The organism is Burkholderia latens (assembly GCF_001718795.1).
Classification (GTDB): domain Bacteria; phylum Pseudomonadota; class Gammaproteobacteria; order Burkholderiales; family Burkholderiaceae; genus Burkholderia; species Burkholderia latens_A.
Genome location: NZ_CP013435.1, coordinates 2,150,160 through 2,166,659, shown reverse-complemented (window position 1 = coordinate 2,166,659; position 16,500 = coordinate 2,150,160). Strand labels below are relative to the sequence as shown.

At 65.2% G+C, this 16,500-nt stretch carries 14 protein-coding genes, 1 tRNA gene and 1 pseudogene; 10 read left to right on the top strand and 6 right to left on the bottom strand.

Annotated features, from left to right (window positions below; all coding sequences use genetic code 11):
• Nucleotides 1–39 precede the first annotated feature (39 nt).
• On the bottom strand, nucleotides 40–843 hold the full coding sequence (locus WK25_RS10085) for an inositol monophosphatase family protein (protein WP_040144538.1): 804 nt from the start codon (nucleotides 841–843) through the stop codon (nucleotides 40–42).
• 279 nt (nucleotides 844–1,122) lie between these two features.
• Here WK25_RS10085 and WK25_RS10080 point away from each other — a divergent pair, with 279 nt between their 5' ends.
• Both WK25_RS10080 and cysE read left to right on the top strand, forming a co-directional pair.
• Nucleotides 1,123–1,947, top strand: coding sequence for an RNA methyltransferase (locus WK25_RS10080; protein WP_069241523.1), 825 nt, complete (start codon nucleotides 1,123–1,125; stop codon nucleotides 1,945–1,947).
• Between the two features lie 321 nt (nucleotides 1,948–2,268).
• Complete coding sequence (gene cysE, locus WK25_RS10075; RefSeq protein WP_040144536.1) at nucleotides 2,269–3,042, top strand: serine O-acetyltransferase; 774 nt, start codon at nucleotides 2,269–2,271, stop codon at nucleotides 3,040–3,042.
• A 62-nt stretch (nucleotides 3,043–3,104) separates the two neighbouring features.
• Here cysE and WK25_RS10070 read toward each other — a convergent pair whose 3' ends face one another.
• The 4 genes from WK25_RS10070 to WK25_RS10055 form a co-directional block, all read right to left on the bottom strand.
• Entirely contained in the window at nucleotides 3,105–3,905 is an 801-nt protein-coding gene (locus tag WK25_RS10070; RefSeq protein WP_040144535.1) for a UDP-2,3-diacylglucosamine diphosphatase, read from the bottom strand.
• 27 nt (nucleotides 3,906–3,932) lie between these two features.
• Entirely contained in the window at nucleotides 3,933–4,424 is a 492-nt protein-coding gene (locus WK25_RS10065; protein WP_040144534.1) for a peptidylprolyl isomerase, read from the bottom strand.
• An 88-nt stretch (nucleotides 4,425–4,512) separates the two neighbouring features.
• Nucleotides 4,513–5,088 (bottom strand): peptidylprolyl isomerase, encoded by a 576-nt coding sequence (locus tag WK25_RS10060; protein ID WP_040144533.1) that lies wholly within the window; start codon nucleotides 5,086–5,088, stop codon nucleotides 4,513–4,515.
• 40 nt (nucleotides 5,089–5,128) lie between these two features.
• The gene (locus tag WK25_RS10055; protein ID WP_069241522.1) at nucleotides 5,129–5,851 is read right to left on the bottom strand and encodes a tetratricopeptide repeat protein; all 723 of its coding nucleotides are present in this window, start codon (nucleotides 5,849–5,851) and stop codon (nucleotides 5,129–5,131) included.
• Between the two features lie 234 nt (nucleotides 5,852–6,085).
• Here WK25_RS10055 and cysS point away from each other — a divergent pair, with 234 nt between their 5' ends.
• The 4 genes from cysS to tilS all read left to right on the top strand — a co-directional run bounded on the left by cysS (nucleotide 6,086) and on the right by tilS (nucleotide 10,932).
• Nucleotides 6,086–7,483, top strand: a complete 1,398-nt coding sequence (gene cysS, locus WK25_RS10050) for a cysteine--tRNA ligase (protein WP_069241521.1) — start codon at nucleotides 6,086–6,088, stop codon at nucleotides 7,481–7,483.
• 43 nt (nucleotides 7,484–7,526) lie between these two features.
• Entirely contained in the window at nucleotides 7,527–8,396 is an 870-nt protein-coding gene (locus tag WK25_RS10045) for a DNA-3-methyladenine glycosylase family protein (RefSeq protein ID WP_040144530.1), read from the top strand.
• A 99-nt stretch (nucleotides 8,397–8,495) separates the two neighbouring features.
• The gene (locus WK25_RS10040) at nucleotides 8,496–9,467 is read left to right on the top strand and encodes an acetyl-CoA carboxylase carboxyltransferase subunit alpha (protein ID WP_034207712.1); all 972 of its coding nucleotides are present in this window, start codon (nucleotides 8,496–8,498) and stop codon (nucleotides 9,465–9,467) included.
• A gap of 43 nt (nucleotides 9,468–9,510) precedes the next feature.
• Nucleotides 9,511–10,932 (top strand): tRNA lysidine(34) synthetase TilS, encoded by a 1,422-nt coding sequence (tilS, locus tag WK25_RS10035; RefSeq protein ID WP_069241972.1) that lies wholly within the window; start codon nucleotides 9,511–9,513, stop codon nucleotides 10,930–10,932.
• Between the two features lie 121 nt (nucleotides 10,933–11,053).
• Here tilS and WK25_RS32395 read toward each other — a convergent pair.
• A pseudogene (locus WK25_RS32395) lies at nucleotides 11,054–11,291 on the bottom strand (hypothetical protein); the annotation flags it as partial.
• Here WK25_RS32395 and WK25_RS10030 point away from each other — a divergent pair.
• From WK25_RS10030 to WK25_RS10015, 4 genes are all read left to right on the top strand, one after another.
• Nucleotides 11,274–12,527: an aspartate kinase gene (locus WK25_RS10030; protein WP_040144529.1), complete on the top strand. Its 1,254-nt coding sequence runs from the start codon at nucleotides 11,274–11,276 to the stop codon at nucleotides 12,525–12,527. The pseudogene WK25_RS32395 and the gene WK25_RS10030 sit on opposite strands and share 18 nt — an antisense overlap.
• A gap of 110 nt (nucleotides 12,528–12,637) precedes the next feature.
• Nucleotides 12,638–12,731, top strand: a tRNA-Ser gene (locus WK25_RS10025).
• A 206-nt stretch (nucleotides 12,732–12,937) separates the two neighbouring features.
• Complete coding sequence (locus WK25_RS10020) at nucleotides 12,938–14,311, top strand: hypothetical protein (protein ID WP_059546090.1); 1,374 nt, start codon at nucleotides 12,938–12,940, stop codon at nucleotides 14,309–14,311.
• A gap of 452 nt (nucleotides 14,312–14,763) precedes the next feature.
• A complete protein-coding gene (locus WK25_RS10015; RefSeq protein WP_069241520.1) occupies nucleotides 14,764–16,293 on the top strand; it encodes a complex I subunit 4 family protein in 1,530 nt (509 codons plus the stop codon).
• The last annotated feature ends 207 nt before the right edge of the window (nucleotides 16,294–16,500 follow it).

Genomic DNA, 16,500 nt, shown 5'->3' with positions numbered 1-16,500 from the left:
GAGTGGTTGACGCAAAAGCCGCGCCGCACGGGCGCGGGCTTATTCCGCTGCCGGATGCAGCCGGCTGTAGCGGTTCAGGATCGGGATCATCTGCGCGTAGATCTTCGGGTTCGCCGCGACGATCTCGTGGCGATGCAGGAAATCGGCGTCGCCCGTGTAGTTGCCGACGAGACCGCCGGCTTCGGTGATCAGCAGACTGCCGGCCGCCATGTCCCACACGTTGATGCCCTGCTCGAAGAACGCGTCGAGGCGGCCCGCTGCGACGTTCGCGAGGTCGAGTGCGGCCGCGCCCGGGCGGCGCAGGCCCGTGCAGGCTTGCGTCATTTCAGTGAACAGGCGCGCGTATGCGTCGAGGCCATCCTTTTCGCGGAACGGGAAGCCCGTGCCGACCAGTGCATCGGCCAGGCGGTCGCGCCGGCCGACGCGGATGCGGCGGTCGTTCAGGTAAGCGCCGCGGCCGCGCGTGGCCGTGAACAGGTCGTTCTTGTTCGGATCGTAGACGACGGCCTGCGTAACGATGCCCTTGTGTTCGAGCGCGATCGATACGCAGTAGTACGGGAAGCCGTGGATGAAGTTCGTCGTGCCGTCGAGCGGATCGATGATCCACTTGAATTCGGATTCGTTCTCCGATTCGCCCGATTCTTCCGCAAGGATCGCGTGGTCGGGGTAAGCGGTTTTCAGCGTCTCGATGATCGCCTCTTCGGCGGCCTTGTCCACTTCGGTGACGAAGTCGTTCTGCTGCTTCTTGCGAATCTCGATCAGGTCGAGATCGAGGGATGCACGATTGATGATCTGTCCGGCGCGGCGCGCAGCCTTGACAGCAATGTTGAGCATGGGATGCATGAGCCTGGATCCTGTAGCCGACGGCACGGGCCGCCACGAAGTGGAACATACCGCCCGGAGCAGCGCGAACGTGCCGGGCGAAATGAGACGCGAATTGACAAAGAGCGGGGTACGACCCGCGCCGCGCGGTGTGCGACGCGTAAGCGCATGATTTTACCCGATTTTCGAACGTTTCGGGGGCTCCGAATACGGGGAAACCCCACTGGCCGTCCGGACGAGTGGGTTTGTCGCGACGATGGCGATACCATACTGCCATTCCGATGAACCGAGCCGTATGTAGTGGAAACTCCGCAGAACCCCACCGCGCCGTCCGAATCGGGTGGCGCCTCGTCTCCGCCGCCGTCCGGCGGCTTCACATCAATCCGTTTCGTGCTCGTCGAGCCCAGCCATCCCGGCAATGTCGGGGCGGCCGCCCGCGCGCTGAAGACGATGGGTTTCTCTCGCCTTGTGCTGGTGGCGCCGCGCGTGCCGCACGTGCAGAGCGATCCCGACGCGATCGCGATGGCGAGCGGCGCCGACGACGTCCTCGCGTCCGCGCATGTCGTGCCCACGCTCGGCGACGCGTTGGCCGGCGTCCACTGGTCGATCGCGCTGACCGCGCGCACGCGCGAATACGGGCCGCCGCGCCTCGCGCCGCGCGCGGCCGCCGAGCACGCGTGCACGCAGGTGGGCGGCGGCGATATCGCCCTGGTGTTCGGCAACGAGCGTACGGGTCTCGCGAACGAGCACGTCGAGCAATGCAGTGCGCTTGCCCATATCCCGGCAAATCCGGCCTACAGCTCGCTGAACCTCGCGCAAGCGATCCAGGTGCTCGCGTACGAACTGCGCGTCGCGTTCCTGGCGCAGGCAAGCGAGGCGTCGCCCGCGGCGCACGTCGACGTCGGCACGCTCGCGCAGAGCGACGAGATCGAGCGGATGTATGCGCACCTCGAAAACGCGCTGATCGCGCTGGATTTTCTCGATCCGCGCAACCCGAAGAAGCTGATGCCGCGGCTGCGGCGCCTGTTCGCGCGCACCGGTCTCGAGCGCGAGGAAGTCAACATCCTGCGCGGCATCGCGAAGCACATCCTGCTGAAGTCGGGAACGGCCGAAGGCGACGCGTAGGCGTCCGGCGCGGCGGCTGCCGCGCGCTTTCGCGTTCGACGGCTGTGATGGGGTGGCGCCGCTTGCGTCCGTCGCGGTGCACTGGTTGGCGGGGATGGCGGCCCATGCATCTTGCGGTGCCTGCAAGCAGTCATTGTCGGGCCGCCGGAACGGTCGTTTCCGTCGAATACCCGTGCCGCCGGCGGGTGAACGCGCGACGCCGAGCGGCCGCTCGCGAGTGGCCCTACAATCGCCGGACGTCATAAGCAAATTACCCGGCAAGATAACGACCGGCCATTGCCGGCGGCGCCCGCCGGCCTTTTCCTCAGCCCAGATCCGATCATGTTCACTAGACTGCGCGAAGACGTTGCGACGATACGCGAGCGGGATCCCGCCGCTCGCAGTGCCTGGGAAGTGCTGACCTGTTATCCGGGCCTGCATGCGCTCGTGCTGCATCGGTTTGCGCATGCATGCTGGCGCGCGAAACGCTACTGGCTCGCCCGTTTCGCGTCGCAGGTCGGCCGCTTCCTGACGGGGATCGAGATCCATCCGGGCGCGACGATCGGCAGGCGCGTGTTCATCGATCACGGCATGGGTGTCGTGATCGGCGAGACCGCGATCGTCGGCGACGACTGCACGATCTATCAGGGCGTGACGCTCGGCGGCACATCGCTCACGCGCGGCGCGAAGCGCCATCCGACGCTCGAACCCGGCGTGATCGTCGGCGCGGGCGCGAAGGTGCTCGGCGGTTTCACGGTTGGCGCGGGCGCGAAGATCGGTTCGAACGCGGTCGTGGTGAAGCCGGTGCCGGCGGGTGGCACCGCGGTCGGCAATCCGGCGCGCATCGTGATGCCGGCGCAACCGAAGCCGCAACCCGAGCGTGCCGCATTCTGCGCATACGGGATCACGCCGAACGCGGACGACCCGATGTCGCTCGCGATCCACGGGCTGATCGATCACGCGGCGAAGGAGAGCCGGCGCGTCGACGAGATCGTCGCGGCGCTGGAGCGGCTCGGCACGCATCTGGAAACGCTGCAGGGTGCCGACGCAGCGCGACTCGACCTGCGCCGGCTGTCGGCTGTGCTGGAAGGCAACGCAGTCGAACGGCAGTCGTAACCCGCCGCATGCCGGCGGCGCCAGACGCGTCGAGCGCCGTCAGCGGAATGCAGTCGAATGCGTTACTCGAGCGGCATCGCGTGGATGCCTTCCGCATCGACACGCAAGTAACCGCCGCGCGGCGTGCCGTGATCCAGATCCCAGTCGGGCAGCACCCAGCGAATTCCGCCCGGTTCCAGATGGCGGGCAGGGCGATGCGTATGGCCGTGAATGATCACGCTCGCGCGGCTTTTCCGGAATAGCGCGGCCACGCCTTCACGCGTGACATCGTAGATGGACGAAGCAGCGCGCATCCGGCCCGCTTCGCTGTTCGAGCGCATCCGCTGCGCGAGCGCGCGACGCCAGCGGAACGGCCATGCGAGGAACAGCGCCTGCGCGACGCGATTGCGCGCAAATCGCCGAAACACCTGGTAGCCGCGATCGGCCGTGCATTGCGCATCGCCGTGCGCGAGCACGATGCGCTGGCCGAATGCCACGATCAGCGCCGGGTCGGGCAGCAGGATTGCACCGGCCGCCTTCATGAAGCGCCGCCCGAGCAGAAAATCGCGGTTACCGTGCATCACGTAGAGCGCAATGCCGCGTTCGGAGAACGTATGCATCAGCGCGGCCATGCGGGCCGCGAACGGATCGTCGTCGAGCACGTCGTCGCCGATCCAGTATTCGAACAGGTCGCCGAGAATGAACACCGAGTCGGCGCTGTCGGCGGTGTATTTCACGAAATGCTCGAACGCGGCGACCGTCTTCGGAATCGCCTCGCTCAGATGCAGATCGGAGAGAAACAGGAACGGGCGTGCGGCTTGCGCGTATTCGCGCTCGCCCGGCACGCCCGCGGAGACGCTTCGCGGCGGACTCTCCTGCAACATCGAAGTGCCTCCGTTACGGCTGGTGCGTTAGACCACCACGGCCTTTTCGATCACGACGTCGTCAGTCGGCACGTCCTGATGGAAACCCGCGTTGCCCGTCTTCACGGCCTTGATCTTGTCGACGACGTCCTGACCTTCGACGACCTTGCCGAACACCGCGTAGCCCCAGCCTTGCGGCGTCGGCGACGAGTGGTTCAGGAAGTCGTTGTCGTTGACGTTGATGAAGAACTGGGCGGTCGCCGAATGCGGATCGTTCGTGCGCGCCATCGCGATCGTGTAGTTGTCGTTCTTCAGGCCGTTGTTCGCCTCGTTGTCGATCGGCGCGTCGGTCGGCTTCTGCTTCAGGCCCGGCTCGAAGCCGCCGCCCTGGATCATGAAGCCGTTGATCACGCGGTGGAACACCGTACCGTCATAGTGGCCCTTCTTCACGTAGTTGAGGAAGTTCTCGACCGTCTTCGGTGCCTTCGCGGCGTCCAGCTCGAGCTTGATCACGCCGTGGTTCGTATGCAGTTCAACCATGATGAATTCCTTCGGTATGGCGGTTTAAATGGCACGCGGCCGGTCGTACGACGCGGCCGCGTGTGGCGCCGGACGTGCCGGCAGGTGCTTACTTCGAGACGATGCTCGCGGATTCGATCACGACCGGCTGGGCCGGCACGTCCTGCATCGGGCCGCGCGAGGTCGTCGCCACGCCTTCGATCTTCTTCACGACGTCGAGGCCAGACACGACCTTGCCGAACACCGCGTAGCCGTTGCCGTCCGGGTTCGGGTAGTCGAGGCCGTTGTTGTCAACCGTGTTGATGAAGAACTGCGCGGTGGCCGAGTTCGGATCGCTGGTGCGCGCCATCGCGATCGTGCCCGTCAGGTTCTTCAGACCATTGCGGCTTTCCAGCGGGATCGGCGCGCGGGTCGGCTTCTCCTCGAAGTTGGTCTTGTAGCCGCCGCCCTGGATCATGAAGCCCTTGATCACGCGATGAAAGATCGTGCCGTTGTACTGGCCGGCCTTCACGTAATCGAGGAAGTTGGCGACCGTCTTCGGCGCCTTCTCCGGGTAGAGCTCGACGCGGATGTCGCCCTGCGAGGTCTTGAGCTGCACGATCGGGTGCGCGGTGGCCGATTGCGCGAAGGCAGGCGCGGTCGCGAGAAGGGCGGCGCCGCCAAGCGCCAGCAACAGACGTTTCATTGCGATCCTCAGGTTGGGAGGGAGGGAAGGTTGCGCCGCTTTACTGCGACGGCGCGACGTACGGCGCCGCCAGCGCACCGGACGGACCGTTGAACTGGAACGTCGGCGACATCGGCAGCGTGGTGGTGCTCACGTTTGCGGCGGCACGGTCGGTGTACGCGCGCGTGGCGGGCGTGACGTTGTGCGCGCCGGCGGCCGGCTTCGGCGGCGACACGATCTTCTGCACGTCGGCGAGGCGCTGTGCGGTCGCGCCGCTCGTGTGGCCGAGCGATTGCGCGCGCTTGTACGACTCGGCCGCGAGCCGCAGGTACAGGTCGCCGAGGTTCTCGTACGCGAGCGAGTAGCTCGGGTTCGCTTGCGTCGCCGTGACGAGCGCGCTGCGCGCTTCGTCGTAGCGGCCGTGCTTCGCGTAGAGCGCCGCGAGGTTGTTGTAGGGCTCGGGCAGTTCGGGGTAGGCCTGCGTGATCGCGACGAACTGCTGGATCGCGTCGTCGTCGCGGTTCAGGCGGGCGAGCACGGTGCCGCGCTTGAACTGCGCCTGCACGTCGTGCGGATTCGCCGCGATGCGCGCGTCGAGTTGCGCGAGCGCCTGCTTCCATTGCTTGCCGGCGATCGACGCGTCGATTTCGGGCGTGCCGTCGGCGGTGGCCGGAGCCTTTTGCGCATGCGCCGCGGGGGCCGCGAAAAGCGTCAGTGCGACGCCCACGACGGCGGTCGCAACGAGGGTCGCAGCGCTCGGCGCACGGCCGCGATGAGGTTTCATAGGCGTAAATCGGAATGTTATACTCCGACCCATTCTAACAAAACGTCTGCGCGTTCCGGCGAGCCGCAGACAGTCTTTCTTTGCCTCTCGTGGCCGTCACCGCTGTGCTTGCAGCCTGACCGCCCCATGTGATATCGAGGACGCGCGGCGTCGTGCCGTAACAGGCGGTCCGTCCGTGTCGCATGCTGGGCGAGCTTCGCCAGGGCGGTTTCCTTCGGCTCACGGTTCATCTCTATGGAATCACTGCGCATCTACAACACGCTCGCGCGTGACAAGCAAGTTTTCGTGCCGCGCCAGTCCGGCGAAGTGCGGATGTACGTATGCGGGATCACCGTCTACGACTATTGTCACGTGGGCCACGCGCGCATGCTGGTCGTGTTCGACCTCGTCCAGCGCTGGCTGCGTGCGATCGGCTATCGGGTCACGTACGTGCGCAACATCACCGACATCGAGGACAAGATCATCCGTCGCGCGGTCGAGAACGGCGAGACGATCAAGTCGCTGACCGACCGTTTCATCGACGCGATGCACGAGGATGAGGCGGCGCTCGGCATTCAGCGGCCCGACATCGAGCCGCGCGCCACGCAGTTCATTCCGCAGATGCTCGGAATGATCGAGAAGCTCGAGGCGAACGGCTACGCGTATCAGGCGGGCGACGGCGACGTCAATTATTCGGTGCGCAAGTTCGCGAACTACGGGAAGCTGTCGGGCAAGTCGCTGGACGACCTGCGCGCGGGCGAACGCGTCGCCGCGAACGATGCAAAACAGGATCCGCTCGACTTCGTGCTGTGGAAGCGCGCGAAGGAGGGCGAGCCTGAAGGCGCGTCGTGGTCGTCGAAGTACGGGATGGGCCGGCCGGGCTGGCACATCGAGTGCTCCGCGATGGGTTGCACGCTGCTCGGCGAGCATTTCGACATTCACGGCGGCGGGCAGGATCTGCAATTCCCGCACCACGAGAACGAAATCGCGCAGAGCGAAGGCGCGACCGGCCAGACGTTCGTCAATTACTGGATGCACAACGGCTTCGTGCAAGTGGACAACGAGAAGATGTCGAAGTCGCTCGGCAACTTCTTCACGATCCGCGAAGTGCTCGAGCGGTACGACGCCGAGGTCATGCGCTTCTTCATCGTGCGCACGCACTACCGGTCGCCGCTCAACTACAGCGACGTGCACCTCGACGATGCGCGTGCGTCGCTCACGCGTCTGTATACGGCGCTGAAGGATGTCGAACCCGACACGCTCGCGCTCGACTGGAACGAGCCGCATGCGCAGCGTTTCGCGGCCGCGATGAACGACGACATCAATACGCCGGTCGCGGTGGCGACGCTGTTCGAGCTGGCCGGCGAGGTCAACCGCACGCGCGATGCGTCGCTCGCGCGGCAGCTGAAGCAATTGGCGGGTCTGCTGGGCCTGCTTGGCCGCGAGCCGCGCGCGTTCCTGCAGCAGGGCACCGGCGCCGCGCAGGCGGGTGGGCTCGCAGCCGATGAAATCGAGGCGAGGATCGCCGCGCGCGTCGCGGCGAAACGAGCGAAGGACTATGCCGAAGCGGACCGGATTCGGGCGGAACTGCTCGATGCCGGCATCGCACTTGAAGACAAACCGGGCGGATCGACCGAATGGCGTCGCGTATGAGCGCGGTGCGTTCCACTGACCGATCCGTCAGGTAGGAGGCAAGATGGCAACGGCCAGAAAAGCGCCGGTCAGGCGTGCGACTCCGCTCGCCGCGCGTCCGGCAGCCAAGCGCTCGCCAACGGCAAAGGCGGACGCTGCGCGCGCCATGCCGAACGGCGCGATGAACGGTCATGCGAAGCCCGCCCGCGCGAAGGGCGCGGATGCGGCGCAGCCGGAGGTCGCGATGGCGGCTGCGGACCCGGCGCGCAAGTCGCGCGCATCCGATCCGGCAGCCGACGCCGCGGATGGTATCGTGCGTCCCGCATATTGGGACAAGGCGTGCGCAGATCTCGTCAAGCGCGACCGGATCCTGAAGAAGCTGATCCCGAAGTTCGGCCCGGCGCATCTGGTGAAGCGCGGTGATCCGTTCGTTACACTCGCGCGCTCGGTCGTCGGGCAGCAGATTTCGGTGCCGTCCGCACAGGCGCTGTGGGCGCGCATCGAGGATGCGTGTCCGAAGCTCGCGCCGCAGCCGGTGATCCGGCTCGGTGCGGACAAACTGATCGGATGCGGGCTGTCGAAGCGCAAGACGGAATACATTCTCGACCTTGCGCAGCACTTCGTGTCCGGTGCACTGCACGTCGACAAATGGACGTCGATGGACGACGAGGATGTGATCGCGGAACTTACGCAGATCCGCGGCATCAGCCGCTGGACGGCCGAGATGTTCCTGATCTTCAACCTGTCGCGACCGGACGTCCTGCCGCTCGACGATCCGGGCCTGATCCGCGCGATCAGCGTCAATTACTTTAGCGGGGAGCCCGTCACACGCAGCGAGGCCCGCGAAGTGGCCGCCAACTGGGAGCCGTGGCGCACTGTCGCGACCTGGTATATGTGGCGCAGTCTCGACGTGCCCGACACTGACGCAGACTGACGGCTATCAGGTTTTAAACATCAATAGTTGAGAGCCGGTTTTGCACATCGCCCGCGCGGGTAGAATACGCGCTGCCGCAAGACCCAAGGATTCGAACACATGAAGACCACGTTTCTGGATTTCGAACAGCCGATCGCCGAACTCGAGGCCAAGATCGAAGAGCTGCGATTCGTGCAGGACGACTCGGCTGTCGATATTTCGGAAGAAATCGAGCGGCTGTCGAAGAAGAGCCAGCAACTGACGAAGGATCTGTACGCGAACCTGTCGCCGTGGCAGGTCTCGCAGATCGCCCGGCATCCGCAGCGTCCGTACACGCTCGATTACGTCGCGGAACTGTTTACCGATTTCCACGAACTGCATGGCGACCGCGCGTTCGCGGACGATCTGTCGATCGTCGGCGGTCTCGCGCGCTTCGGCGGCCATCCGTGCATGGTGATCGGCCACCAGAAGGGCCGCGACACCAAGGAACGCGCGGCGCGCAACTTCGGGATGCCGCGCCCGGAAGGCTATCGCAAGGCCGAGCGCCTGATGCGCCTCGCCGAGAAGTTTGGTCTGCCGATCTTCACGTTCGTCGACACGCCGGGCGCCTATCCGGGCATCGGTGCGGAAGAGCGCGGCCAGTCGGAAGCGATCGGCCGCAATCTGTACGTGATGGCGGAGCTGAAGACGCCGATCATCACGACGGTGATCGGCGAGGGCGGTTCGGGCGGCGCGCTCGCGATCGCGGTGGCCGATACGGTGATGATGCTGCAGTTTTCGACCTACTCGGTGATCTCGCCGGAAGGTTGCGCGTCGATTCTGTGGAAGAGCGCCGCAAAGGCGCCCGAGGCTGCCGAAGCACTCGGCCTCACCGCCCATCGCCTGAAGGCGCTCGGGCTGATCGACAAGATCGTCAACGAACCGCTCGGCGGCGCGCATCGCGATCCGAAGGGCATGGCTGCGCTGCTGCGCCGCGCGCTTGCGGATTCGCTGCGCCAGTTCCAGGGCATGAGCATCGATGCGCTGCGCGAGCGTCGCTTCGAGCGCCTGATGGCCTACGGCAAGTTCAAGGAAACCACGCCCGGCGCGTGACCGGCATGTGCACCTCGCGCGCCATCCGGCGCGCGTTTCGATCGTGATCCCTCCGACCCAACTCAGCGCCGATCGCGTCGTCCTCGACGCGATCGGCGTTGCGCTTTCCGACATGCCGTCAGATGCTCAGATCGCGATTGCGTACAGCGGCGGCCTCGACTCGACGGTACTGCTCGACGCGGCCGTGCGCGTCGCGGGCGCAGAACGTTGCATCGCGCTGCACGTGCATCACGGACTTAGCGCGAACGCCGACGCCTGGGTCGCGCATGCGCAGGCGACGGCCGAACGGCTTGGCGTCGCGTTCGAATCCGAGCGTGTCGACGTGCCGCACGACAGCGGCCTCGGCGTCGAGGCGACCGCACGCAAGCGCCGATATGCTGCGCTCGATGCGATGTGCGAGCGTCGCGGCGTGGCGGCGCTCTGGATCGCGCAGCATGCGGACGATCAGGCCGAGACCGTGCTGCTGCAATTGTTGCGCGGCGCGGGGATTGCCGGTCTGGCCGCGATGGCGCCGCGCTATCGTCCGGATGGTGCAAGCGTCGAGCGCGTGCGGCCGCTGTTGCGATTGTTGCGTGCGCAACTGGAACGCTACGCGGTTCAGCGCGGGCTCGCCTGGATCGACGATGAATCGAACGGCGACACGCGCTATGCGCGCAACGCGTTGCGCATCGACGTGCTGCCGACGCTGGCTGCGCACTTTCCGGGCTTTCGCGATGCGCTCGGTCGCGCGGCCCAGCACGCGGCTGCCGCGCAGCGGCTGCTCGACGATCTGGCCGAACTGGATTTCGCCGGCGCCGCGCGCGACGAAGGTCGTGCGCTGTCGCGCGATGCACTCGTGGCGTTCGACGACACGCGCGGTGCGAACCTGTTGCGTTTCTGGATGCGCCGGCTCGGGTTGCCGGGCGCGTCGGCAGCGCGGCTCGCGAACATGATGCGGCAACTGCGCGCCGCGCACGACGCGCATGCGCTGCGCGTCGACCACGCGGGGCAGTGCCTGCGGCTCTATCGCGACATGGTTTACTGGGAAGCCGGCGACAGCGCCGATCCGGCCGACGACGGTACCGGCACGCCGCATCCAGAGTCCTCGTTGGCGTGGGATGGCCAGGAAGTCTGGCACGTGCCGGCATGGCGCGGCACGTTCGTGTTTGCGCCGGCCGACGCGGACAGCGCCGGCGCGGTGCCGGAGGCGCTGTTGCGCAGCGCCGCGCTCGTCGCACGCGCCCGTGCGGGCGGCGAGCGGCTGCGGACGTCGCCCGGCGGGCCCGGGCGCACATTGAAGAACCTGTTCCAGGAGCGCGGCGTGCCGGCATGGCAACGCGACGTGCCGCTGCTGTTCGCGGGCGACCGGCTCGTGTACGTGCCGCAGCTCGGCGTGAATCATGTCGATGGGCTCACCGGCAACGTGCTTTCCGGCGACGCCCGGTGGCGCCGGATCGAATGGCGTCCCGACGTGCTGATCGCGTAGCGCCGATATGCGCTGCGGCGCGTGATCGAACGCTGGTTTTCACCATTTGGTAAACGGCGCCGGAACGCTTGCCAACGGGCGAGCGGCTTGTCAAGCCGCCCTCTATCGGGTACGCTCGGTCGTTTGCTCGGCTCGATTTTTGAGCGATTTGTGCAGGTTTTCCGCGTGACGTACCCGGTTTGCGCGGCCTGATCGGCCTTCCGGGCAAAATCCGTCACGCTTGCGTGTTGCGTCCCAGCCGTCCCCCTCGTCGTCCGTCCACAGCCACAAGCCGCGTGACCGAACGGCAACGCGGCCTGCCCAGCGCGCCCGTGCGGCTTCTCCTTCAGTTCAGAACGACAATGGCACTCATCGTACACAAATACGGCGGCACTTCGATGGGCTCGGTCGAGCGCATCAAGAACGTCGCGAAACGCGTCGCAAAATGGCATCAGGCCGGGCACCAGATGGTGGTCGTGCCGTCCGCGATGTCCGGCGAAACCAACCGCCTGCTCGGTCTCGCGAAAGAGATTTCGAGCCAGCCGAGCCCGCGTGAGCTCGACATGATCGCGTCGACCGGCGAGCAGGTCAGCGTCGGCCTGCTGTCGATCGCGCTGCAGGAAATCGGCGTCGAGGCCGTGAGCTATGCCGGCTGGCAAGTGCCGATCAAGACGGACAGCGCATTCACGAAGGCGCGCATCCACTCGATCGACGACGAGCGCGTGAAGGCCGATCTGAACGCCGGCAAGGTCGTGATCATCACGGGCTTTCAGGGCGTCGATCCGGACGGCCACATCACGACGCTGGGCCGTGGCGGCTCGGATACCTCCGCGGTGGCGGTGGCGGCCGCGCTGGATGCCGAAGAGTGCCTGATCTACACGGACGTCGACGGCGTCTACACGACCGATCCGCGCGTGGTCGAAGAGGCGCGACGCCTCGATCGCGTGACGTTCGAGGAAATGCTGGAAATGGCAAGCCTCGGCTCGAAGGTCCTGCAGATCCGCTCGGTCGAATTCGCCGGCAAATACCAGGTGAAGACGCGTGTGCTGTCGAGCCTGACCGATCCGCTGATTGCGCTCGACGAAGAAATGCGCTCGGGCACCCTGATTACTTTTGAAGAAGACGAGACCATGGAAAAGGCAGTCATTTCCGGCATCGCGTTCCAGCGCGACGAAGCACGCATTGCGGTGATGGGTGTGCCCGACAAGCCGGGCATCGCGTATCAGATCCTCGGCCCGGTCGCCGATGCGAACGTCGACGTCGACATGATCATCCAGAACCAGAGCGTCGAAGGGAAGACGGACTTCACGTTCACGGTCGGGCGCGGCGACTACCAGAAGGCAATGGACATCCTCACGAACCAGGTGCAGGGCCATGTGAGCGCCGAGCGCGTGCAGGGCGACCCGAAGGTGTCGAAGGTGTCGGTCGTCGGCGTCGGCATGCGCTCGCACGTCGGTGTCGCGAGCAAGATGTTCCGTACGCTGTCGGAAGAGGGCATCAACATCCAGATGATCTCGACGTCCGAAATCAAGATTTCGGTGCTGATCGACGAGAAATACATGGAACTGGCCGTCCGCGCGTTGCACAAGGCATTCGAACTCGACCAGGCCGCGTGAGTTTTCCGTGATGCATTGAAGAAAATGCATCACGGAAATTGACGCGCGGTTCGAAACCCTATATTATCTCGTTCTCGTCGCACTGCCTCCTTGGTGCGAGCGAAAGTTTGGGAGACGTGGCCGAGAGGTCGAAGGCACTCCCCTGCTAAGGGAGCATCTGGGCCAAAACCTGGATCGAGGGTTCGAATCCCTCCGTCTCCGCCAAAAGCGGTGACAAAGCCCCGCAAGTTCTCGGACTTGCGGGGCTTTTTCTTTTTCTCGCTTCGTTTCCCCGTCTTTTCCGATTTGCATCGATGCGCCGCTCGGCGCCGCGCTTCGTCCGGACAGCCAATCAATGCTCGACTTCAGCGATGCCGATGGGCTAAATACGCGTATCGCCTCGCATGGCTCACGTCGGAGTTCCGGCACGCATGCATTCCGTCCTGACCATCATTTCGCATCGGCCTGTCGACGGGCTCGTCGCAAATCATGCGTGCTACGCGCAAGAGCACGGCTACCGGCATGCGATCGTCGACGGCATGCACGTGTACGGCGAGCGCCAGCAGGTGCTGCACAAGTATCACGCGATCATCGCGCAGCTCGTCGCGATGGAGGAGGGCGCGCTGCTGCTCGTGCTCGATCCGTTTTCGGTCGTGTTCGGCCGGCATGCGCTTGCCGATGTCGCGGCCGGTTACGATGCGATCGTCACAACGCAGACGCCGAAGTCGGCGCTGCCTGCGGCGAGCGGCATGATCTTTCGCAATGTCGCCGACGTGCGCGAGCGCTTGCGTGCGCTGGCCGTGGAACTCGGCCAGTGGGCAATGCATCTGCCCGAGCGACAGCGCGAGTGCGAGGCGACGCTCCTTGCCGTGCACTTCCCGCCGTTGCCGTTCGACCGGCCGCTTGCGAACGGCCATTACGCGTCGGCCCAGACAGTGTGGGGTGACGGTCATGCGATCGACGTGGTTGTCGGCGCGCAGCCGCTCGTCGCACATCAAGCGCCCGAATGGCGGCAGATCGACGGCGTCTGGACGCCGACGCCCGACTACGACTTTCGCTACGTGCTCGCGCTCGTCCACGATGCCGGGCGCCTCCGGTACGGCGAGCAGCCGCGCGCGATGGACGACTGGCGCGCCGCGCAGCAACGCACGCGCGAGCCGGCGCGCCATCTGAACCCGCACGCCGACATCGCGTTCGTGAGCCTGCACACGTCGCACATCGCCGGTTACGGCGATATTCACGAAGACAACTTCGTTCGCTATTGCATGCGACACGGCTACGCGTATCACGCGTACCGCGAGCCGCCTGCGTTCGTGCCGGCCGGCGTCGATGCGAACTGGGCGAAGCTGCACCTGATCCGCGAACATTTGCCGGACCACGCATTCGTGTTCTGGGTCGACGCCGACATACTCGCGATCGACCAGCGCCAGACGGTCGAGCGCGTGGTCGACGGGCGGGATTTCGTGATCGGGACCGACCACACCGCGTGGGCGATCAACTCGTGCATGATCGGCGTGCGCAACGTCGCGCCGATGCGTGAACTGGTCGACCGCATTTGCGCACGCATCGAGCATCTCGACGACCGGTCGTCCGTCTATGCGAGCGGCGGCGACCAGCAGGCGATCTATGTGGAACTGCTGCACGCCGGCATGATCGACGCGCGCTACGTCGTCGACGCGATGTCGCTCGCATGCTCGCCCGTGTATGCGACCCGCGACAGCCGCTTCGTCCATTTCCCTGCGCAGCACAACCACTATCGTGCAGTCACGATGCGCGTATGGGACAGGCTCAGCCGCGAGCGCTGACGCGCGGTTGGCGTGGCGGCCGACGTGCGTCCCGATCGTAACGATCGTATGCGATGAAATAACAATGAAAGCATCGATGTAAGGAAAGATGCGCGCGCGACTATCGTTCCGTTCGCTTTGTTCTTGCGCGTCGCAACGGCGACATTTCGTCAAAAATGCGGCGTCGCGTCGATTCGGGCCGTCTGCTCCGCACAGCAATACAAAATATTACGCAGAAAAATCAACTGCCTATCGAAGTACGGCGAAACACGGCTCTGCTGCGCTGCAAAAAATATTCAATCGCCGTATGCTCGTTAACCCGATAGCGCTTGAGCGGCGTCAAGCATCGTCCTGATTCCGCTTTACATTTTGCCAACATTGGCGATCCACGAAATCTATCTGTCGATTTGATTTCGTTCCCTTCGTCACGCCTGTTTCCCGATGCAGTGCGCGACCTTCTCAAGGCTGTTGACATGCAAGACTTTCCCTTTCTGAGCCTGGCGATCTGGGCTCCGATCCTGTTCGGCGCGTGCCTGCTGCGCGCCGGTTCCGACCGTCATCCGAATCGCACGAGACTGATCGCGCTCGTCGGCGCGCTGGCGGGGTTGGCCGCCGTCGTGCCGCTCGTGGCCGGCTTCGATTCGCACTCGGCCGCGATGCAGTTCGTGGAAACGCGCGACTGGCTGGCCGCGTTCAATGCCGGCTGGCGTGTCGGGATCGACGGCGCGTCGCTGTGGCTCGTCGTGCTGACTGCCTTCACGACGCTGGTCGTCGTGATCGCGTCGTGGGAATCGGTGACAGTGCGCGTCGCGCAGTACTACGCGTCGTTCCTGATCCTGTCGGGGCTGATGGTCGGCGTGTTCGTCGCACAGGACGGGCTGCTGTTCTTCATCTTCTTCGAGGCGACGCTGATCCCGCTGTACCTGCTGATCGGCACATGGGGCAGGGAGCATCGCGTGTACGCGGCCGTGAAGTTCTTTTTCATCTCGTTCGCGGGTTCGCTGCTGCTGTTGATGGCGATGCTGTACCTGTTCGCGAAGTCGCATACGTTCGACATGAACGCATGGCGCACGCTGCAGCTGGGCTTCGCGCCGCAGTTGCTGGTGTTCTTGGGCTTCTTTGCAGCGTTTGCGGTGAAGGTGCCGATGTGGCCCGTCCACACGTGGCTGCGCGACGTGTACACGGACGGCCCGACCGGCGCTGCGCTGATGCTCGCGATGCTCAAGCTCGGCGGCTATGGCTTCCTGCGCTTTGCACTGCCGATCACACCGGACGCGAGTCACTTCTTCGCGCCGGCCGTGATCGCGCTGTCGCTGTTCGCGATCGTCTATGCGAGCCTGATCGCGCTCGCGCAGACCGACCTCGGCAAGCTGCTCGCGTATTCGACGGTCGCACACATGGGGATCGTCACGCTCGGGCTGTTCCTGTTCAACCGGATCGGCGTCGAGGGCGCGATCGTGCAGCTCGTGTCGTACGGTTTCGTCGCCGGTGCGATGCTGTTGTGCGTGAGCGTGCTGGTCGATCGCACGAAGCAGCGCGAGATTGCCGCATACGGTGGTGTGGCGGGGGTGATGCCGCGCTTCGCGATGTTCTCGGTGCTGTTCGCGATGGCCAACGTCGGCCTGCCGGGCACGTCCGGTTTCGTCGGCGAGTTCATGGTCATCATGGGCGCGATTCGCGTGAACTTCTGGATTGGCGCGATTGCGGCGCTCACGCTGATCCTCAGCGCGTCGTACACGCTGTGGATGATCAAGCGCGTCGTGTTCGGCAAGGTCGCGAGCGCGCATGTTGCGAAGCTCGCCGATCTCAGCCGCCGCGAGATCGTGATGTTTGCGTCGCTCGCACTGATCGTGCTGATGGTCGGCGTCGATCCGAAGCCGTTTACCGACGCGATCGATCCCACGGTCGGCCGGTTGATTCAGGATGCCAGCCATTCGAAGTTGCCGGCCGACGACGGCGGCGCGCCCGCGCAACCCGCATACATGGCATCGGCGCACGGCTGATCGCGCGACACGGTGCGGCAGCCCGCATCGCGAGACGATGCGGGCCGTCGTTGCGCGCACATCCATCGGTGTAGCGACGCACGCGATCGCAAGCCGGCGGCCACTCTCCCGGTGGTTCGCAGCCATCTTCCGGTCGCGTGAATTGCCCCGCGACAATCTGTCTCACAACAGATTTTGCAATGATGATTTGCCGTCATCGCCGGTTTT

Excerpts from the sequence above, each read along its gene's own strand:
- WK25_RS10020 (WP_059546090.1), top strand. The coding sequence starts at position 12,938 with ATGCATTCCGTCCTGACCATCATTTCGCATCGGCCTGTCGACGGGCTC.
- WK25_RS10085 (WP_040144538.1), bottom strand. The coding sequence starts at position 843 with ATGCATCCCATGCTCAACATTGCTGTCAAGGCTGCGCGCCGCGCCGGA.
- WK25_RS10040 (WP_034207712.1), top strand. The coding sequence starts at position 8,496 with ATGAAGACCACGTTTCTGGATTTCGAACAGCCGATCGCCGAACTCGAG.
- WK25_RS10070 (WP_040144535.1), bottom strand. The coding sequence starts at position 3,905 with ATGTTGCAGGAGAGTCCGCCGCGAAGCGTCTCCGCGGGCGTGCCGGGC.
- WK25_RS10015 (WP_069241520.1), top strand. The coding sequence starts at position 14,764 with ATGCAAGACTTTCCCTTTCTGAGCCTGGCGATCTGGGCTCCGATCCTG.
- cysE (WP_040144536.1), top strand. The coding sequence starts at position 2,269 with ATGTTCACTAGACTGCGCGAAGACGTTGCGACGATACGCGAGCGGGAT.
- WK25_RS10065 (WP_040144534.1), bottom strand. The coding sequence starts at position 4,424 with ATGGTTGAACTGCATACGAACCACGGCGTGATCAAGCTCGAGCTGGAC.
- WK25_RS10045 (WP_040144530.1), top strand. The coding sequence starts at position 7,527 with ATGGCAACGGCCAGAAAAGCGCCGGTCAGGCGTGCGACTCCGCTCGCC.
- WK25_RS10060 (WP_040144533.1), bottom strand. The coding sequence starts at position 5,088 with ATGAAACGTCTGTTGCTGGCGCTTGGCGGCGCCGCCCTTCTCGCGACC.
- cysS (WP_069241521.1), top strand. The coding sequence starts at position 6,086 with ATGGAATCACTGCGCATCTACAACACGCTCGCGCGTGACAAGCAAGTT.
- WK25_RS10055 (WP_069241522.1), bottom strand. The coding sequence starts at position 5,851 with ATGAAACCTCATCGCGGCCGTGCGCCGAGCGCTGCGACCCTCGTTGCG.
- WK25_RS10030 (WP_040144529.1), top strand. The coding sequence starts at position 11,274 with ATGGCACTCATCGTACACAAATACGGCGGCACTTCGATGGGCTCGGTC.